This is a genomic window from Bradyrhizobium sp. Tv2a-2 (assembly GCF_000472425.1).
Lineage (GTDB): Bacteria > Pseudomonadota > Alphaproteobacteria > Rhizobiales > Xanthobacteraceae > Bradyrhizobium.
This window is the reverse complement of sequence record NZ_AXAI01000022.1, coordinates 29,964-48,966: the sequence shown is the minus strand read 5'-3', so window position 1 is coordinate 48,966 and position 19,003 is coordinate 29,964. Positions and strand designations below refer to the sequence as shown.

At 63.4% G+C, this 19,003-nt stretch carries 18 protein-coding genes; 8 read left to right on the top strand and 10 right to left on the bottom strand.

All coding sequences use genetic code 11. From position 1 onward, the window contains the following. Positions 1-72: 72 nt before the first annotated feature. From A3AI_RS0133420 to A3AI_RS0133390, 7 genes are all read right to left on the bottom strand, one after another. Complete coding sequence (locus tag A3AI_RS0133420) at positions 73-1,191, bottom strand: cobalamin-independent methionine synthase II family protein (RefSeq protein WP_024519727.1); 1,119 nt, start codon at positions 1,189-1,191, stop codon at positions 73-75. Between the two features lie 27 nt (positions 1,192-1,218). Then, the gene (locus tag A3AI_RS0133415; protein ID WP_024519726.1) at positions 1,219-1,941 is read right to left on the bottom strand and encodes an ABC transporter ATP-binding protein; all 723 of its coding nucleotides are present in this window, start codon (positions 1,939-1,941) and stop codon (positions 1,219-1,221) included. Further along, the gene (locus A3AI_RS0133410; RefSeq protein WP_024519725.1) at positions 1,934-2,686 is read right to left on the bottom strand and encodes an ABC transporter ATP-binding protein; all 753 of its coding nucleotides are present in this window, start codon (positions 2,684-2,686) and stop codon (positions 1,934-1,936) included. The genes A3AI_RS0133415 and A3AI_RS0133410 overlap by 8 nt, the downstream gene beginning before the upstream one ends. Beyond that, entirely contained in the window at positions 2,683-3,714 is a 1,032-nt protein-coding gene (locus A3AI_RS0133405) for a branched-chain amino acid ABC transporter permease (protein WP_024519724.1), read from the bottom strand. Before A3AI_RS0133405 ends, A3AI_RS0133410 begins: the two co-directional genes overlap by 4 nt. A gap of 6 nt (positions 3,715-3,720) precedes the next feature. Further along, positions 3,721-4,590, bottom strand: a complete 870-nt coding sequence (locus A3AI_RS0133400) for a branched-chain amino acid ABC transporter permease (protein ID WP_024519723.1) — start codon at positions 4,588-4,590, stop codon at positions 3,721-3,723. Between the two features lie 157 nt (positions 4,591-4,747). Beyond that, positions 4,748-5,929 (bottom strand): ABC transporter substrate-binding protein, encoded by a 1,182-nt coding sequence (locus tag A3AI_RS0133395; protein ID WP_024519722.1) that lies wholly within the window; start codon positions 5,927-5,929, stop codon positions 4,748-4,750. 396 nt (positions 5,930-6,325) lie between these two features. Continuing rightward, on the bottom strand, positions 6,326-7,261 hold the full coding sequence (locus A3AI_RS0133390; RefSeq protein ID WP_036050497.1) for a LysR family transcriptional regulator: 936 nt from the start codon (positions 7,259-7,261) through the stop codon (positions 6,326-6,328). A gap of 103 nt (positions 7,262-7,364) precedes the next feature. Here A3AI_RS0133390 and pcaH point away from each other — a divergent pair, with 103 nt between their 5' ends. Next, complete coding sequence (gene pcaH / locus A3AI_RS0133385; protein WP_024519720.1) at positions 7,365-8,141, top strand: protocatechuate 3,4-dioxygenase subunit beta; 777 nt, start codon at positions 7,365-7,367, stop codon at positions 8,139-8,141. 3 nt (positions 8,142-8,144) lie between these two features. Continuing rightward, a complete protein-coding gene (gene pcaG / locus A3AI_RS0133380; RefSeq protein ID WP_024519719.1) occupies positions 8,145-8,771 on the top strand; it encodes a protocatechuate 3,4-dioxygenase subunit alpha in 627 nt (208 codons plus the stop codon). A gap of 4 nt (positions 8,772-8,775) precedes the next feature. Here pcaG and A3AI_RS0133375 read toward each other — a convergent pair whose 3' ends face one another. Next, the gene (locus A3AI_RS0133375; RefSeq protein WP_024519718.1) at positions 8,776-9,681 is read right to left on the bottom strand and encodes a helix-turn-helix domain-containing protein; all 906 of its coding nucleotides are present in this window, start codon (positions 9,679-9,681) and stop codon (positions 8,776-8,778) included. Between the two features lie 50 nt (positions 9,682-9,731). Between A3AI_RS0133375 and pobA the strand changes: the two genes are divergently transcribed. The 3 genes from pobA (at position 9,732) to A3AI_RS50135 (ending at position 13,299) form a co-directional block, all read left to right on the top strand. Next, the gene (pobA, locus tag A3AI_RS0133370; RefSeq protein WP_024519717.1) at positions 9,732-10,904 is read left to right on the top strand and encodes a 4-hydroxybenzoate 3-monooxygenase; all 1,173 of its coding nucleotides are present in this window, start codon (positions 9,732-9,734) and stop codon (positions 10,902-10,904) included. Positions 10,905-11,058: 154 nt separating this feature from the next. Continuing rightward, the gene (locus tag A3AI_RS0133365; protein ID WP_502685782.1) at positions 11,059-12,684 is read left to right on the top strand and encodes a tannase/feruloyl esterase family alpha/beta hydrolase; all 1,626 of its coding nucleotides are present in this window, start codon (positions 11,059-11,061) and stop codon (positions 12,682-12,684) included. 189 nt (positions 12,685-12,873) lie between these two features. Next, positions 12,874-13,299: a hypothetical protein gene (locus A3AI_RS50135; protein ID WP_349509711.1), complete on the top strand. Its 426-nt coding sequence runs from the start codon at positions 12,874-12,876 to the stop codon at positions 13,297-13,299. A gap of 52 nt (positions 13,300-13,351) precedes the next feature. On the opposite strand, the gene purU is transcribed toward A3AI_RS50135, so the two are convergent. Beyond that, positions 13,352-14,215 carry a formyltetrahydrofolate deformylase gene (gene purU, locus A3AI_RS0133355; RefSeq protein WP_024519715.1) on the bottom strand — a complete coding sequence of 288 codons (864 nt, stop codon included), beginning with the start codon at positions 14,213-14,215 and terminating at the stop codon, positions 13,352-13,354. 147 nt (positions 14,216-14,362) lie between these two features. On the opposite strand from purU, the gene A3AI_RS0133350 reads away from it, so the two are divergent. After that, positions 14,363-15,205, top strand: a complete 843-nt coding sequence (locus tag A3AI_RS0133350) for a uroporphyrinogen-III synthase (RefSeq protein WP_024519714.1) — start codon at positions 14,363-14,365, stop codon at positions 15,203-15,205. 52 nt (positions 15,206-15,257) lie between these two features. On the opposite strand, the gene A3AI_RS0133345 is transcribed toward A3AI_RS0133350, so the two are convergent. After that, positions 15,258-15,932 (bottom strand): Crp/Fnr family transcriptional regulator, encoded by a 675-nt coding sequence (locus tag A3AI_RS0133345; protein ID WP_024519713.1) that lies wholly within the window; start codon positions 15,930-15,932, stop codon positions 15,258-15,260. Between the two features lie 315 nt (positions 15,933-16,247). On the opposite strand from A3AI_RS0133345, the gene A3AI_RS0133340 reads away from it, so the two are divergent. Together A3AI_RS0133340 and A3AI_RS0133335 are read left to right on the top strand one after the other, a co-directional pair. Next, a complete protein-coding gene (locus tag A3AI_RS0133340) occupies positions 16,248-17,075 on the top strand; it encodes an ABC transporter ATP-binding protein (RefSeq protein WP_024519712.1) in 828 nt (275 codons plus the stop codon). Next, positions 17,072-19,003, top strand: coding sequence for a long-chain fatty acid--CoA ligase (locus A3AI_RS0133335; RefSeq protein WP_024519711.1), 1,932 nt, complete (start codon positions 17,072-17,074; stop codon positions 19,001-19,003). The genes A3AI_RS0133340 and A3AI_RS0133335 overlap by 4 nt, the downstream gene beginning before the upstream one ends.

Here is a 19,003-nt window from a genome sequence, read left to right as displayed (position 1 = left end):
ACCAAGATCGACCCCATACGCCGCCTCATCCTGGCTCGCGACGCTGCGCATCGCCCCGAAATGACGAAGGCGTCACTTCCCCCACACCTCTTGCGCCAGTTCCACCGCGAGTCGGAGCTTCGCCCACTGTTCCTCCTCCGAGAGGACATTGCCCTCCTCGGTCGAGGCGAAGCCGCATTGCGGGGAGAGCGCGAGTTGCTCCAGCGGAGCGAACTTGGCGGCCTCTTCCAGGCGACGCTTGATGTCGTCGCGCTTTTCCAACTCGCCGAACTTCGAGGTGATCAGCCCGACCACCACGACTTTGTTGCCCTTGGGCAGGAAACGCAGCGGCTCGAAGCCGCCGGCGCGGTCGGAATCGTATTCCAGGAAGTAGCCGTCGTAATTGGTCTCGCCCAGCATGGTCTCCGCCACCGGCTCGTAGCCGCCGGAGGAAATCCAGGTGGAGCGGAAATTGCCGCGGCAGACATGGGTGGTGATCGCCATGTCGGCTGGACGCTCCGCGATCGCGTAATTGATGATGCGCGAATAGATCTTCTGCAGGCCCTCCGGATTGTCGCCGCGCTCGCGCGACTTCTGCAATTCCTCCTGTGAGCACAGATAGGCCCATACGGTGTCGTCGAACTGCAGATAGCGGCAGCCGGCGTCGTAGAACGCCTTCACCGCCTTGCGGTAGGTCTTGGCGAGGTCCTCGTAGAAAGCGTCGAGATCGGGATAGACGTCCTTGGAGATCGCCTTGCGGCCGCCGCGGAAGTGCAGCACCGCAGGCGAAGGGATCGTCATCTTCGGCACGACGTGAGCAATGTCGGCATGCTTCTTCAGGAAGCGGAAATGGTCGAGCATCGGATGGTCGTCAGGGAAGTCGAGCTTGCCGATCACGCGCACCGCGTCATGCCGCGTCTCGACACCGGCGAACTGGATCCCGGTCTCCGGGTGAAACAGCTCGCAGCCGGTCAGCTTGGCCAGAAAGTCGAAATGCCACCAGGAACGGCGAAACTCGCCGTCGGTCGCGAGCTTGAGACCGATCGAGGCCTGCTTGTGCACGACCTTCTCGATCTCCATGTCCTCGACCTTGCGCAGATCCTCGGGCGAGATCCCGCCCTTCTCCCGCTTGGCCCGCGCCTCCTTGATCTTCTGCGGCCTGAGCAGGCTGCCGACCTCGTCGGCGCGGAAAGGCGGTTTTGCTCGTTGCATGGTCTCACTCCCGATATTCAGCGTATTTTAGTGTGCGGTGGCGGCGGCGCCGGCCACGCCGAGATGGCGCTCCAGCACCGCGGGATCGGCCTTCAGCGCCTGGCTTGACGCATCGTGCACGATGGTACCGCGTTCCAATATCACAACGCGGTCGGCGAGCCCCAGAATCTTTTGCGCGTTCTGCTCGACGATGATGGAGCAGATTCCCGTGCCGCGGGTAATGCTGCCGATCGCCTTCAAAAGCTCCTCGACGATGATCGGCGCGAGTCCTTCGGTCGGCTCGTCCAGCAGCAGCACCTTGGGATTGAGGGTGAGTGCGCGGCCGATCGCCAGCATCTGCTGCTCGCCGCCGGAGAGCTGGTTGCCAAAATTGCTGCGCCGCTCTTTCAGCCGCGGAAACATCTCGTAGATCTTCTCCACCGTCCACGGGCCCGGCTGGGCCACCGCGGTCATGTTCTCTTCCACGGTGAGGGAGCGGAAGATGTTGCGCTCCTGCGGCACCCAGCCGATGCCGGCACGCGCCCGCTCATCGGGACGAAACGAGGTGATATCGCGCCCGGCGAGCGTGATGCTGCCGCCGAAACGCCTGACGACACCGACGATGGAGTTCATCAGTGTGGTCTTGCCGGTGCCGTTGCGGCCGAGCACCGCCAGCACCTGCCCTTCCGGCATGCCCAGCGACATGTTCGGCAGCACGACTGCCTCGCCGTAGCCGGCGCGTAAATTCTCGATCGTCAGCAGATCAGGCATCGGCGGCCTCGCCGAGATAGACCGCCTTCACCTGCGGGTCTTTTGCCACCTGGTCCGGCGGGCCTTCGGTCAGGAGCGCGCCGCTGACCAGCACGGAGATGCGGTCGGCAAAGGAGAAGACAAGGTCCATGTCGTGTTCGATCAGGAGCACAGTGACGTCGCGCGGCAGCGCGGCGACGACGGCGAGAATGTCATGACGCTCGCTCTCGGGAACGCCGGCTGCGGGCTCGTCGAGCAGCAGCACGCGCGGCTTTGCGGCAATCGCAACTGCAATCTCCAGAAGCCGCTGCTTGCCGTACGGGAGTGTTGCGGTCTGCTCGTTCATGACATCGAGCAGATGGAAGCGGCCGAGAATGTCGGCGATCTCGGCATTCACGTCGTCGCGCGTGCCCATCACCCGCCACCAGTCGCCGCCGCGACCGAGCCTTTCAGAGACCGCAAGACCGATCGTCTCCAACGGCGTGAGATCCGCATAGAGCTGGTTGATCTGGAAAGTGCGCGACAGGCCGCGCAGCACGCGCGCGTGCACGGGCAGATCGGTGATGTCCCGCCCCTCGAGCAGGATGCGTCCCGAATTGGGCTTGAGCACACCGGTGAGCTGGTTGATGACCGTCGTCTTGCCGGCGCCGTTGGGGCCGATCAGCGCATGACGCGCGCCTTGCGCAATCTTCAGCGAGAGGTCGCGCGTCACCCGCAGGCCGCCGAACTGCTTTTCCAGTCCGATCGTTTCCAGCGCGATCGTCATTGTCCCTCGCCTTCGGGAATGGCGACCGCGGCCTTGCGGCCTGCGACCTGCGCGATGAGAAGGTTCGGCAGAAACAGCACCCAGCGATGCAACCGCGCGCGCCCGATCATGACAATTGCGACCAGAACCACCCCGATCCAGAATTGCCAGTATTGCGGGGTGATGGTGGAGAAGACTTCCTGCAGCATCCGAAACACGACGGCGCCGATCAGGCCGCCATAGAGATAGCCGGTGCCGCCGATGATCAGCACGAGCAGCAGATCGGCCGAGCGCTCGAAGGCGAACACATCAAGCGAAGCCAGCGCCGTTGTCTGGGTGAACAGCGCGCCTGCGATGCCGGCGTAGAACGCGGCTACCGTGTAGATCGCGATCAGCCGCCGGTTCACGGGGATGCCGATCGCAGCCGCCCGCAGCGGATTGTTCTTGATCGCGCGCAGCGAAAGCCCAAACGGCGAATGCACGATGCGCCGCGCCAGCAGGAACAGCACGAACAGCACGATCAGCGAATAGAAGAACCCGGTCCGCCCGAACATATCGAAGGCAAAGATGCCGAGGATCGGCTGCATCTCGATCCCCTGCAGGCCGTCGGTGCCGCCGGTGATGCCGGAAAAGCTCTCGGCCAGCGCCTCGAGCAGCATCGCGATGCCGAGCGTCACCATCAGCCGTGTCAGATCGACGCCGCGGATGACGAGAAAGCTCGTGACAAAGCCGAGCAGCATGGCCGCGCAACCGGCGAGGACCAGCGCCAGCAGCGGCTCGGTGACGACGCCATGCAGCGCCATCAGGCCGGCCGAATAGGCGCCGACGCCGAAGAAGGCCGCGTGGCCGAGCGAGACGATGCCGGCATAGCCCAGGATCAGGTCAATCGACATCGCAAACAGCCCGAGCCGCACGATGTCGGTCATGACCAGATAGCGCGAGGGAAACAGGAAGGCGCTAGCGAGTGCGAGCACCCAGAACACGATCTCGCCGACATGCCATCGCGCATGCCGCCTGGCGTGATATCCGACATCATCAGGGGCGCTCATGTCGCCTCACCGCGCCGCGGTGCGACCGAACAGGCCGTTCGGACGCCAGATCAGGATCACGATCATCAACGTGTAGATCACGAACGGGCCCATCTTGGGCACGTAATATTTGCCGGCGACGTCGCCGATCCCGAGCAGCAGCGAGGCCAGGAACGGCCCGGTGATCGAGGAAGAGCCGCCGACGGTCACCACGATCAAAAAGTAGATCATGAATTTCAGCGGAAAATATGGATCGAGCCCAAGGACCTCGGCGCTCAGCGCGCCGCCAAGGCCGGCAAGCCCGCAACCGAAGGCAAAAGTGAAGGCGAACACCTGCGGCACATTGATGCCGAGCCCTGAGGCGACGCGAGGATCGTCGACCGCAGCGCGCAGCCGGCTGCCGAAGCGCGTGCGCGCCAGCACCAATTGCAGGCCGGCAGTGAGCAAGCCGCAGATCACGATGATCATGAGGCGGTAACGGCCGATGCCGACGCCGAGCACATCGAACTGTCCCTCGAGCACCGACGGCAAATTGATGAAGATGCGCTGCGACCCCATGATGTAGTCGACAGCGGCAACCGAGATGAAGACGAGGCCGATCGAGAACAGCACCTGGTCGAGATGGCTGCGGGCGTAGAGATGGCGATAGAGCAACCGCTCCAGCACGATCCCGATCGCGGCCGCCGAGACGAAGGCGAGCGGCAGGCCGGCGAAGAACGGCCAGCCCATCTGGTTGACCAGCACCGCGCAGACGTAGCCGCCGGCCATGGCGAAGGCGCCATGCGCGAGATTGACGAAATTCATCAGCCCGAGCGTGACGGCAAGACCGCAGGCGAGCACGAACAGCAGCATGCCGTAAGCGACGCCATCGAACAGGTTGGTGAGAATAGAGGTCATGCGGTCCGAGTTTGAGCCAAATACGATGGAGCTATCTGTAGGTCGTCATGCCCGGGCTCGTCCCGGCCGTCCACGTGCTTCCGGCCATGCGGATGCCCGGGACAAGCCCGGGCATGACGTGAGCGTGTGGGGCGCAGCCCCGGGATGACGCTTCGCGTCACTTCTTCGTCTTGCCCGGATCCTTCACGTCCTTGAAGGTCTCGAACTCGACATTGTAGAGTTCACCATCGACCTTCTCGACCTTGCGGACATAGACATTCTGCACGATGTCGCGGGTGTCGGGGTCGATCGAGATCGGGCCGCGCGGGCTTTCCCACTTCATGCCCTTCATCGCCTCGATCAGCTTGTCGCCATCGGCATTGCCGCCGGTCTTCTTCAGCGCTTCGTAGATCAGGTTGATGCCGTCATAGCCGCCGACCGCCATGAAGCCCGGGCGCTGGTTGAATTCCTTCTTGTAGGCGGCGACGAAATCCTTGTTGGCCTGGGACGGATGCGCTGCGGAATAGATATGCGCGGTGACAGCGCCGAGTGCGGCATCGCCCATGCCGTTGAGGAGATCGTCATCCATGACGTCGCCCGGCCCGATCACCTTGATGCCGGCCTTGTCGAGGCCTCGCTCGGCATATTGCTTCATGAAGTTGCCGCCTTGGCCAGCGGGCACGAACACGAAGACAGCATCTGGCTTGGCATCCTTCATGCGCTGCAGGAACGGCGCGAAGTCGGGGTTGGCCAGCGGCACCTTGACCTCCTCGACGATCTCGCCGCCACCGGCGGTGAAATGTTCCTTGAACGCGGCGAGCGCATCGTTGCCCGGCGCGTAGTCCGAGGTCAGGGTTGCGACCTTCTTGATGCCGTTCTTCACCGCCCAGTCGCCGATGATGGTGGAAGACTGCGGCAGCGTGAACGAGGTGCGCACGATATAGGGCGACTTCTCGGTGATGATGGAGGTGCCCGCCGCCATCACGACCTCGGGAATCTTGCCCTGCGTCGCAAGCGGCGCCGCGGCGAGCGCCGCCGGCGTCACCCCGAAACCGGCGATGACATTGACCTTTTCGTTGACGATCAATTCCTGCGCTGCGGTCTTGGTCTTGTCCGGCAGCGCGCCATCATCCTTCAGGATGACCTCGATTTTCTTGCCGGCGACGGTGTCGCCATGCTGCTTCATGTAGAGCTTGATCGCATTGTCGATCTGCTTGCCGGTCGAGGCCTGCCCGCCCGTCATCGGCACAATCAGGCCGATCTTGAACGTCTCTTCGGCGCGCGCCGGCATGAGCGCCAATGCGCCGATGGCGGCAGCACCGAGCAACGACCATGCGAGCTTCCTGTCAGCAACGAACATCTACCCTTCCTCCCTCAACGGCCTGTCGAGCCCTCAACTCAAGGGCCTGGTGTCGCCCAGGCCTGCATTGTTTTTGCCTGCAGCGGCAGGTCATGGCGTCCCGCCGCCGTGATATTGTCAATCGCGACAATAGATGTGCCTGCGGGACCGGTTTCGATGTGGTGGCATCGGCTCCAGCCCCGAAGATACGGTACCTTCATACCCCGTAAAGGGCGCCGATACACGCTTTCCAGTCCCCCTCCGTGCGCCGCGCACGCAGTCCGGTCCTGCTGACGATTCCTTTGTACATTTGTACAAGGAATGCAAGAGCGCGTTGCCCAAAGCGGCGATTGTCTTTTCTAGTGCCTTAGTAGAGGAGCCCGCGGGATGGATAATCCCGTCCTTCTTTTGCACGATTCAAACCTGCGCCGTTGGCGCGGCTGCGACCAGACGGCAGGTCTGTTCGAGCTGTTCGCGCAGCCAAAGATGGGCGGGATCCTTCTGGTAGCGCTGGTGCCAGACCATGAACATCGGCAGTTTCGCCAGCGCCCCCGCACGCGAAGGAAGCGGGATACGCGCGCTGGCGAAGCCGCGCACCACGTCAGGAGCCAACAGGCTCGGCATGCTCGCCAGCATGTCCGAGCCGCGCAGGAAGGCGGCGACGCCGGAAAAGCTCGGCACCGAGATCGCGATGTCGCGCTGCAGACCGGATGCCTCCAGCCTGCGGTCGAAATCAAGCCGCTCATTGTCGGTGTAGACCACGGTGATGTGACGCGCCGCGAGATAATTGGCATGCGTCGCCGGCGCCGACCGCACTTTGGCATCGTAGTAGCAGACGTAATGATCCTGCAGCAGCCGCTTCTGCACGATATCGATGCCGGAGGGCGGCAGCGGCGTGATCAACAGATCGCAGCGGCTCTCGCGGAGCATTGCCGGCGTCGGCGATTGCGAGGGAATGACGCGCAGGTTCAGGCTCTTAACCTTAGCCGCGACGCGCCGGTAGAAGCTCGGCAACAACAGGTCGCGCTGGAAATCATTGGCGGCGATGGTGAGCGACAACCGCGCGTTCGCCGGGTCGAAGCTCGCTCCGCTGGCAAAGCTCCGCATCTCGTCGATCAGGCCCCGCGCTCTTGCCGCGAGCGCCTGCGCATGCGCGGTCGCGATGATGCCGCGCCCGGATTTGGCAAACAACGGATCGCCGATGATCCGCCTGAGCTTCTGCAGGCTGTGGCTGACGGCGGACTGGGTCAGCCCGAGCCGGGTCGCGGCCGCCGTCACCGAGCCCTCCTCCAGCACGGCGAGGAACAGCGCGAGCGCATGGCCGTCGAGGGACAAATGATCAATTTCCTTCATGCAATTGATTATAATCCATCTATTTATTTTTAGAATGGGCCCGCGCACCCTCCACCGGTCAATTGCGCCGCATTCCCAAGGCGCGAGAGGGAGACAACACGTCATGAGCGCCCAGGCCGCCGACACTGATGTTCGCCACAACCGCCCTGCGCCGTCCTTTGGCGATGGCGGCTTTTTCCAGCGCGACCGCTCCATCCATCCGCCGCTGCATGCGCCCGGCTACAAATCCTCGGTGCTGCGTTCGCCGCGCCAGGCGCTGCTGTCGCTGGAAAGCTCGGTCTCGGAAATCACCGGTCCGGTGTTCGGCCACAACGATATCGGCCCGCTCGATAACGATTTGATCAAGAACTACGCCAAGGACGGCGATCCTGTCGGCGAGCGCATCGTGGTCCATGGCCGTGTGCTGGATGAAACAGGCCGCGGCGTGCCGAACACGCTGGTCGAATTCTGGCAGGCCAATGCCGGCGGCCGCTACCGGCACAAAAAGGACACTTATCTCGCGCCGATCGATCCCAATTTCGGCGGCTGCGGCCGCGCGCTGACGGATGCGAGCGGCTATTACTATTTCCGCACCGTGAAACCGGGACCCTATCCGTGGCGCAACTTCGTCAACAGCTGGCGCCCGGCGCACATCCACTTCTCGGTGTTCGGCTCCGGCTTCGCGCAACGGCTGATCACCCAGATGTATTTCGAGGGCGATCCCCTGATCCCGGTGTGCCCGATCCTGACCACGATCCCGGACCCGGAGGCATTGAGCCGGCTCGTTGCATCGCTTGATCTCAATGCGAGCCTGCCGCTTGATTCGCTCGCCTATCGCTTCGACATCGTGCTGCGCGGCAGCCGCTCGACCTTTTTCGAGAACCGTCCGGAAGGAAACTGAGCCATGGTGCAACCGCTCAACTATCTGAAGGAAACCGCTTCGCAAACCGCCGGGCCCTATGTCCATATCGGCCTGATCCCCGGCATGGCCGGCTTCGACATTTTCGAGAAGAATTTTACCAACGTCCTGGTTGGGCCGAACACCAAGGGCGAGCGCATCACGATCGAGGGCCGCGTGCTCGACGGCACCGGCACGCCGCTGCGCGACGTGTTGCTGGAAATCTGGCAGGCCAACGCGGCCGGACGCTATAACCATCCCGCCGACCGTTCGTCCGGAGAGCTGGATGCAGATTTCCGCGGCTGGGGCCGTGCCGGCTCGGATTTCGAAAGTGGCTTGATCACCTTCGAGACCATCAAGCCCGGCGTCACCACGGACAAGGCGGGCCGGCGCTGCGCGCCCCATGTCAACGTCTGGATCGTGGCACGTGGCATCAATATCGGCCTGAACACGCGGCTCTATTTCTCCGACGAGGAAGCCGCCAACGCCGCCGATCCCGTGCTCAACCTGATCGACCAGCCGGCGCGGCGGTCGACGCTGATCGCCACGCGCAACGAGCGCGGCGGCAAGACGGTCTACAGCTTCACGATCAACCTGCAGGGCCCCGAAGAGACTGTCTTCCTCGACGTGTGAGTAATCACCCCTCCCCGCCATGCACTTGCGCACGGAAGGCGCGCGGCGAAAGGCCGGTGGCGGCAGCGTAGACGCGGCTGAAATAAGCGGGGTCGTCGAAGCCGAGCGCATAGGCAATCGTCGAGACCGGCAGGTTGGTATAGACCAAATTGCGCCGCGCTTCGCGGATCAGCCGATTCAGGATCAGATGCGAGGCGGTGTCGCCGGTTGCTGCACGCGTCACGCGGTTGAGATGCGTCGGCGTCACCGACAACGCCTTGGCATAATCTGCAACGCTCCAGCGCTTCAGATGATGCTCTTCGAGCAAGGCCTCGAAGCGGCGGAACAGCTCCGAATCGGCCGCCGCCGAGACGCCGCTCTCGCGGGCGAGTTCGCGCGCCACAAGCCCGATCAGCGCCGCCGACAGCGCGCGCAGCGCATGCGCCCGCCCGAAGCGCCGCCCGGCATGCTCGGCAAAGATCTGCTGCATCAGCGTACGGATCTCGCGGGTTCCGCGTACCACCGCCGCATGCGACAGCGCCGCGCGCAGGCCCTCCGGCGCCAGCAGAGTCTCATCCAGCACTTCGGCGGCGATGGTGAGAACCCACCCTTCGGTAGCCGGCACGAAGTTGAAGCCGTGCACGTCGCCAACAGGCACATTGACCATGGTCATGGGCTTGAGTGGCGAGACGCGCCCATCGAGCGTCGCCTCGCCGCCGCCGCGCTCGATCAGCAGCACCTGGTGCAGCCGCGCATGGCGATGCACCGAGAGCGTCCAGTCGTGCAGCGCGGCGCGCGAGACGATGGTCTCGCAATGCACGACATCGGGCAGATCGCCCTGCTCCCCGAACAGGTTGTAGACCTGGATCGATGTTTTGGATCGTGCCGCGCGCATGTTCGAATTGTACAAGACAAAGGCCGTTCCCTCCATCGGTTTCTCCCGGCGATTCGCCGAGTGTGCGGCCACGGAAGGACGCGAAAATGAAAGTTCAGGTCTGTATCATCGGCGGCGGGCCGTCGGGGCTCTTGTTGTCGCAGCTGCTGCACCTGCAGGGCATCGATACCATCCTCCTGGAGAAATACAGCCGCGAGCATGTGCTTTCCCGCATCCGCGCCGGCGTCCTGGAGCACGGATTCGCAAAACTGATGCGCGAGGCGCAATGCGGCGAGCGCATGGATCGCGAGGGCGAGATCCACCGGGGATTCCACATCGCCCATGACGGCGTGCTCGATCACGTCGACCTCCACAAATATTCCGGCGGCAATTCGGTGATCGTCTACGGCCAGACCGAGCTGACGCGCGATCTCTACGATGCGCGCGACCGCCTGGGCGGCAAGGTCGTGCACAATGCCGAGGATGTCGCCCTGCACGAGCTGAAGAGCGATGCACCCTTCGTGACCTGTCGGCTGGGCGAGGAGACGCTGCGCGTGGACTGCGACTATGTGGTGGGCGCCGACGGCTTTCACGGCGTCAGCCGCAAGTCGATGCCGAAGGACGTGTTGCGCGAATATGAGAAGGTCTATCCGTTCGGCTGGCTCGGCGTGCTGTCGCGCACCAGGCCGGTCTCGCCCGAGCTGATCTATGTGAAGCACCAGCGCGGCTTTGCACTGTGCTCGCTGCGCTCGCAAGTGCTGAGCCGCTACTACATCCAGGTGCCGCTCACCGATCGACCTGAGCACTGGCCTGATGACCTGTTCTGGGCCGAGCTGAGACGCCGCCTGCCGGAGCAGGTCGCAGCAGCCCTCATCACCGGTCCCTCGATCGAGAAGAGCATTGCGCCGTTGCGCAGCTTTGTCGCCGAGCCGATGCAATATGGCCGGCTGTTTCTCGCCGGCGACGCCGCGCATATCGTGCCGCCGACCGGCGCGCGCGGTCTCAACAGCGCAGCGTCCGACATCTACTACCTCTATCACGCGCTGCTCGGACACTACAAAAAGGGCGACGATACGGGCCTTGAAGGCTATTCGCAAAAGGCGCTCGCGCGCATCTGGAAGGCGCAGCGCTTCTCATGGTGGATGACCATGCTGCTGCACCGCTTCCCCGATCGCCTCGCCTATGACGACCAGTTGCAGCGGACCGAGCTCAGCTATCTGTTCTCGTCTGATGCGGCGCTCGGGCAGCTCGCGGAGAACTATGTCGGCTTGCCGTTCTGAGCCACGTCGGCGCAGCATTGGCCGGCTGCGTTGCGAGGGCTTGACTGCGACGGCCCGCCATCTGAAATGCGGGCCGCGAAATAACGCAAGAAGAAGACAGGGTGGAAATATAATGATGCGATTGCGGATCGATGCCCGGCTCTGGGCGACAGCGATGTTTGCCGTGATGGCGACGGCCTCGTCGGCTCCGGCCACGCCGCTGCAGGGCGATGCCGCCAAGACATGCTCCGGCCTCGCAGGAGACGCACCTGATGCGGTCCGCATCGATTCCGCCGCGATGCAGGCGCCAACGCCGCTATCCATCGCCGAGCGGGCCGGGAGCCCGGCTGCGCGCGTCGCGCCGGCCAATCCCGCCTTCTGCAAGGTGCTCGGCCATATCGAGCCAATCGATCCAAAAGCACCGCCGATCAAGTTCGAGGTGAACCTGCCGACCGATTGGAATGGCCGCTCGCTGCAATATGGCGGCGGAGGCTTCAACGGCGTGCTGATCACCGGCCTCGCGCTGCCGCCGGCCTATCCCTTCAACAAGCCCTCGCCGCTGGCACGCGGCTTTGTCACCTACGGTACCGACTCGGGCCACGAGGCCAAGCCGGGCGAGCCGCCGCAGACGTTTGCGCTCAACGACGAAGCGTTCGAGAATTTCGCACACAAGGCCTACAAGAAGGTGCGCGATGCCGCGGTCGCGCTCGTCGTGCGCGCCTACGGCAAGAAGCCGGACAAGATGTATTTCATGGGCTCCTCGGAAGGTGGCCGCGAGGCGCTGACCATGGCGCAACGATACCCCGAAGACTTCGACGGCATCCTCGCGCGAGTCCCCGTCATCAACTGGGTCGGCTTGCAGCATGCCGGGACCCGTTCGGGCCTTGTCACCATGGGTGATGGCTGGATCAATCCCGCGCAGATCAAGCTCGTTGCCGATGCCGTCCTTAAGGCCTGCGACAAGGCCGACGGCATCGAGGATTCCATCATTGAAAATCCGGTCGGCTGCCGGGCGACGTTCCGCCCCGACACGCTGCGCTGTGCCGAAGGCCAGCATGGCGACCAGTGCCTGACGGATGCGCAGATCAAGGCGATCGACACGCTGCATGCGCGGTACGCCTTCCCGTTCCCGCTCGCGAACGGTGTCGACGACTATCCGGGCTGGGGCGTATCAGGCGAAAACACCCCACCCTTCGCCTCGGCCGGCGGCTGGGTGTCCTGGTGGCTCGGCACGACTGCGCCGACGCAGCCGCCGGGCCAGACCAACGGCATTGCCTGGATTTTCGGCGCCGGCGGCACGCAATATGTTTTCGCGCGCGATCCCAAGCTCGACGTCGCCAAATACAAGCCCGAGGACCACAAGCAGCGCGTGCTTGAAGTGTCGCAGCTGATGGACTCGACCAATCCGAACCTCACCGCCTTCAACGATCATGGCGGCAAGCTCATCATCCTCGAGCACATGTCCGACTACGCCCAAAGCCCGTTCGCCGGCATCCGCTATTTCGAGAACATGCAATTCTCGCTGGGCAAAGAGGAGACCGCGGCGTTCGCGCGGCTCTACACCGCGCCGGGTGTCGACCATGTCGGCTCGGGCGCGCCGGCCAATGTCGACATGCTGAGCGTGCTGGTCGATTGGGTGGAGAGCGGCAAGGCGCCCGGCGATCTCGAGGTCGTCGAACAGAAGATCGAGGCACCGGCTTTCGCAACCACGCGCGCACTGCCGCTGTGCCAATGGCCGGCATGGCCGCACTACAAATCCGGCCCGGCCGAGGCTGCCTCAAGCTTCTCTTGCGCGCCATAAACGCTGGCGGACGCGGAGATCAGTCCCCGGCCGTCCAGGCTGGGGACTGATTTTTTTGTTGACACGAAAATACCTTAATACCTATCCAACCAGAATAAGCCAATTTTACCTGTTAGCGGCTAGCCTCACGGCGGGGCCGGCAGTGTATGCCTGCCTGCCGATTACAAACGGGCCCGACCTGATCTCGATATGATCTCTCGCTTCCACCAGCCTTTGACTGCCCTCGCTCTCGTGCTGCTCGGCTCGTCGCTCGCCGGCTGCGCCAGCATCAACGAGAGGGCGTCAGCCGCCATGGGCGACTACGTCCCGCAATGGGCCGGCGGCCTGCCGGCGGACGCGCCGCCACGGCCGGGAACAGCCAAATACGATGAGTGGATGAAGGAGCGCGAACGGTTGCGACAGCTTCCCGCCGACCAGCGTCCCCCCGACCCGCAGGCGCAAAGCTCGGCATCATCCTCTGCGACGAGCAAGCCGTTTGCGTGGTCGGCATCGCCTGCAGCCCCGGCCGCGAAGCCATCGTCATCGTCCACGACCTCGAAGCCCGCCGCGAGCCCCTCGTCAACATCAACGACGTCAAGTCAATCAACGCCGTCAGGGGTGGACCCGGTGCATTAGGGCACGGGCCTCAGCGAAGGCGCCGACCTTCACCCCTCCCCGCAGCGGTGAATCAATCCATGAACACCACTGTCTTGCGGCCGTTGAGGATCACGCGATCCCCCAGGTGATAGCGGATGGCGCGCGCCAGCACGCGCCGCTCGATGTCGCGGCCCTTGCGCACGAGGTCTTCAGGCGTATCGCGATGGCTGATACGCTCGACATCCTGGTCGATGATCGGGCCTTCGTCGAGATCGCTGGTGACGTAATGCGCGGTGGCGCCGATCAGCTTGACGCCGCGTTCATGCGCCTGGTGATAGGGCTTTGCGCCCTTGAAACCCGGCAGGAACGAGTGGTGGATGTTGATGCAACATCCCGCCAGCTTCGCCGAGAGATCGTCGGAGAGAATCTGCATGTAGCGCGCGAGCACCACGAGGTCGGTCCTGGTCTCCTTTACCAGCTTGAAGATTGCCTCTTCCTGCGCGCGCTTGGTCTCCTTCGTCACCGGCAAATGATGGAAGGGGATCGACGCGAAATCGAGCCCGGCATAGGTCTCGCGCGGATGGTTGGAGACGATCGCGGTCGGAACCATCGCAAGCTCCCGGGTGCGCCAGCGATAGAGAATGTCGACAAGGCAGTGGTCGGATTTCGAGACCAGCAACATGACTCGCTTTTGCGCGGCGCGGTCGCGCATCTGCCAGTCCATGGCAAAGCGCTCGGCGATGGCGGTAAAGCCGGTCTGCAGCGCCGACAATTCCACCGCGAGATCGGCGGCCGTGAACACCACCCGCATGAAGAATTTGTTGGTCTCGACGTCGTCGAACTGCTGGGCGTCCAGGATATTCTGTCCACTATTGGCAAGGAACGTCGACACGGCAGAGACGATGCCCGGCCGATCCGGGCAGGAGAGCGTCAACACATATTGATGATCGGGCATGGAACGGCCTGATTAACCCTTGAGCAGGAGCGGATTTTGCGCCCTGCTCTATCAGAGCCATCGCCCTTGCGCCAAGCACACCTTGGGAGTCAGGATGAACAAAAAGTGGCTCGTTGTCGTTGAGATGACGCTTTAAGAGACAAGAGCATGGCCGACAGGCTTAACGGTTACCGCATCCTGATCCTGGAAACGCGCGAGGAGGCACAGTTTTCGCGCCTCCTGGCGGAACAGGGCGCCGACGTCGTGCAATGCCCGATGTTCGAGATCCATGATGCCCCCGATCCCGCGCCGGTCGAGGCCTTCATCGCCCGTTTCATTGAAAAGCCGTTCGACGATCTGGTGCTGCTGACCGGCGAGGGCCTGCGGCGGCTGATGAAAGTGGCGCGGCGGGTCGGCAACGATGCGGACTTTGTCGCGAGCCTCGCCAAGGCGCGCAAATTCACCCGCGGCCCGAAGCCCGGGCGCGCCTTGCGCGAGATCGGGCTCGAGCCACAGCAGACCACCGAAAAGCCGACCTCCGAAGGCGTCGCCGAGATGCTGTCGCGCGTCGAATTGAAGGAGCATCGGCTGGCGCTGCAGCTCTATCCGGACAAGGACCATTCGGCGCTGATCGGCGCCATCAAGGCATGGGGCGCCGACGTCGAGACCGTGCTGCCTTACGTCTATGACCCCAAGGCCGCCGACGGCAAGATCGTCACCGCGATCGAGGAGATGGCCGCGGGCCAGATCGATGCCATCGCGCTGACGAATCTGGGCCAGGTCCGCCGCCTGGTCGAAGCCGCCCGCGCTCACAATTGCGAGGCTACCTTGCGCGAGGGATTGACGCGCACCGCGATCGCCTCGGTCGGACCGGCTGTCTCGGGCGAACTGCAAGCACATGGCCTGCGCACGGACATCACGCCGGCGAATGACGCTTTCTTCATGAAGCCGCTGATCTCGGCCATGGCGGCCGAGCTGGCGAAGAAGCCGCCGCGGGCATGCCGAAGCTGATTCAAATCAGTCGGTTGCCTCAGCGAACTGACCTATCCCGTCAGCCCGCTCGCTAATCCCCGTAGCCACGCAGCCGCTCCAGGTCGACAATGGTCACCCCGCCGTATTCGAGCCGCAGCAGCCCTTCCCGCTCCAGCCGCTTCAGACACTGGTTGGCATTCTGCCGGGAGATGCCTGACAACGCTCCGATTTCCTCCTGGGTTATCTCGATATGCCGGCTGAGATCGGGGTATAGGATCGGGTTGAACAGCCAGGCGATGGAGCGCGCCAGCCGCGCGGTGGCGTCCAGCGTCCGGCCATATTCGACCAGGCCGATGAACTGGCCGAGACGCTCGTTGAGCTGGACCACCAGGAAGCGGTTAAAGGCGGCAGAGTGCTCGTACAACCAGAAGAAGGTCGTGCGGTCCATCAGAGCGAGACGCGTGTCGCGCAGCGCTACCACGTCGTAGCGCCGAGCCTCCTTCTTGAGCATGGTGCCCTCGCCGAACCAGGCACCGGCGGTGAGACCGGTGAAACTCGTGGTCTTGCCCTCGCGCGAGACGATGCCCATCCGGGCGAGCCCGGAGACCACGCCAGTCCAGTAGTCGAAATGGTCGCCGCGGACGAAGATCGACTCGCCCGCCGCATAGGACCTCTCGACAATGCCGCCGCGCGCCATCTCGATCTCGCGCGCGTCGAGCTCGCGCGACCAGATCGCGATCCGCCGCAGGTAATCCTCAGCGATCATGCACTAACCAGTGCGATACCAACCAGGTCGCCTCATAAAGGATTTTCATATTGCACTGCAACAATGCCACCGAAAATTGCCGGCGAATTGTCCGGCAAAAGACATTTCAAACTATTGCTTTACCCTATTGAGGACCATCGCGCTCGGACGAGGCTCCAAGGCCCGATGGGTGCGGCATTGTTGAGAAGGACGCCCTGCGGCAACCAAAATCATAAATGGTCGCATGGCGGGTAAAAAACGACCGATATAGGATCGGTCCTTTAGGACGACACGGGATTTAGAGCGCCTCAAGGTGCCGCATCCGGGAGGGGTTTGGTGGACGATATTCTTGCGGCGCGTGGAGTGTGCTTGCGGTTCGGCGGCGTGCGCGCGCTGACCGAGGTCGATTTCGGCGTCAGGGACGGCGAGTTGTTCTCCATCATCGGCCCCAACGGCGCCGGCAAAACCTCCATGGTCAATTGCATCTCCGGCCGCTACCGGCCGAGCGAGGGCAAGCTGATCTATCGCGGCCGCGACATCACCCCGCTCAACCCCAATGCCCGCGCCTCCCTTGGCATCGGCCGCACCTTCCAGAATCTCGCGCTGTTCCACCACATGAGCGTGCTCGACAATATCATGGTCGGGCGGCATCACCTGCTGAAGAACAATTTCATTACGGGCTCGCTATACTGGCTTACCGGCGCGCGGCGCGAGGAGCTGGAGCATCGTCGCAAGGTCGAGGAGATCATCGATTTCCTCGATTTGCAGTCGGTGCGGAAAGCGCAAGCCGGAACCTTGCCCTACGGTTTGCGCAAACGGGTCGAGCTGGCCCGCGCCATGGCGCTGGAGCCGAAGCTGATCCTGCTCGACGAGCCGATGGCCGGCATGAACTTCGAAGAGAAGGAGGACATGGCGCGCTACATCGTCGACCTGAACGAAGAGTTCGGGATGACGGTGGTGATGATCGAGCACGACATGGGCGTGGTGATGGATATCTCCCACCGCGTCATGGTGCTGGATTTCGGCCGCAAGATCGCGGAAGGCGATCCGGCTTCCGTGCTCGCCGATCCCCATGTCAAGCGCGCCTATCTGGGTGAAGAGGACGAGGTGCTGGTCGATCCCGAGGAGCAGCCGGCGCCGTCGCGTGCGGAGAATGCGGCATGATGGATTATGCGGGCCGCGTCGCGCAGGCCGACACCTATCCAAAACTCTTGCGCCTCAATGCGCGCGAGCATGGCAGCGAGATCGCGCTGCGCGAGAAGGATCTCGGCCTCTGGCGCCTGTTCACCTGGAACGACTACCAGGCCCGCGTACATGACTTCGCGCTCGGCATGGTCGAACTCGGCATCGGAAAAGGTGATGTCATCGGCATCATCGGCGACAACCGGCCCGACTGGGTCGCGGCAGAGATCGCGAGCCACGCACTTGGCGCCCTGAGCCTCGGCCTCTATCGCGACGTGCTGGACGAGGAAGCCGCCTATCTCCTCAATTATGGCGAGGCCAAGCTCGTCTTTGCCGAGGATGAGGAGCAGGTCGACAAGCTGCTGACGCTTGCTGACCGCGTGCCGAAGCTGAAGCATATCGTCTATTCCGATCCGCGCGGGATGCGCAAATATGACGACCCGCGGCTGATGCCGGCCGACAAGCTCGCGGAGATGGGCCGCGCCCGCGCCTCGCGCGAGCCCGCGCTCTACGACCAGCTCGTCGATGCGACCAAGGGCGAGCACGTCGCGATCCTCTGCACGACCTCAGGCACCACATCGCACCCGAAGCTCGCTATGCTCGCCGCGGGGCGCGTGCTCAGGCATTGTGCGACGTATCTTTGCTGCGATCCCAAGGGACCGGAGGACGAATATGTCTCGGTGCTGCCGCTGCCCTGGATCATGGAACAGGTTTACGTGCTCGGCAAAGGCCTGTTGTGCCGGATGAAGGTCAACTTCGTCGAAGAGCCCGACACCATGATGAACGATTTCCGCGAGATCGCGCCGACCTTCGTGCTGTTCGCACCGCGCGTCTGGGAGTCGATCGCTGCCGATGTCCGCGCGCGCGTAATGGATGCCTCGCCTTTCAAGCAAGGCCTGTACGAGCTCGGCATGAAGACCGGACTTTCAGCGATCGAGAAAGGTCATCATTCCGCTGTCGCCGACATGCTGCTGTTCCGCGCGCTGCGCGACCGGCTGGGCTTTACGCGCCTGCGCTCGGCTGCCACCGGCGGTGCCGCGCTCGGGCCTGACACGTTCAAATTCTTCCAGGCGATGGGCGTGCCCTTGCGCACGCTCTATGGCCAGACCGAGCTGCTCGGCGCCTACACCCTGCATCCCACCGACAAGGTCAATCCCGATACCACAGGCGTGCCGATGGCCGACGATATCGAGATCCGCATCGAGCAGCCGGACGTGCATGGCGTCGGCGAGATCGTGGTACGCCATCCGAACATGTTCCTGGGCTACTACAAGAACCCGGAATCGTCAGTGGCCGACATCAAAGACGGCTGGATGCATTCCGGCGATGCCGGCTATTTCAACGACACGAAACAGCTCGTCGTCATCGACCGCATCAAGGATCTCGCGGAAACCTCGCGCGGCGAGCGCTTCTCGCCGCAATATATCGAGAACAAGCTGAAATTCTCGACCTATATCGCGGAAGCCGTGGTGCTCGGCGCCGGCCGCGAGGCGCTCGCGGCGATGATCTGCATTCGCTATTCCATCATCTCCAAATGGGCCGAGAAAAACCGCATCTCGTTCACCACCTACACCGATCTCGCCTCGCGCCCGGAAGTGTATGCGCTCCTGCAGAAGGAGGTCGAGGCTGTCAACGCCACGCTGCCGCCGGCGCAGCGCATCTCGAAATTCCTGCTGCTCTACAAGGAGCTCGACGCCGACGACGGCGAGTTGACCCGCACGCGAAAAGTCCGCCGCGGCGTCATCAACGAGAAATACGCCGACATCATCGACGCGATCTATCGGGGTGAGCCCACCATCCCCGTCGACACCGTGATCCGATTCCAGGATGGCTCAACCCAGCGGGTTCGAACGAGCTTGCGGGTGGTGGATCTGGCAAGCGAAGCTCGTTTCGCGGAGGCCGCGGAGTGA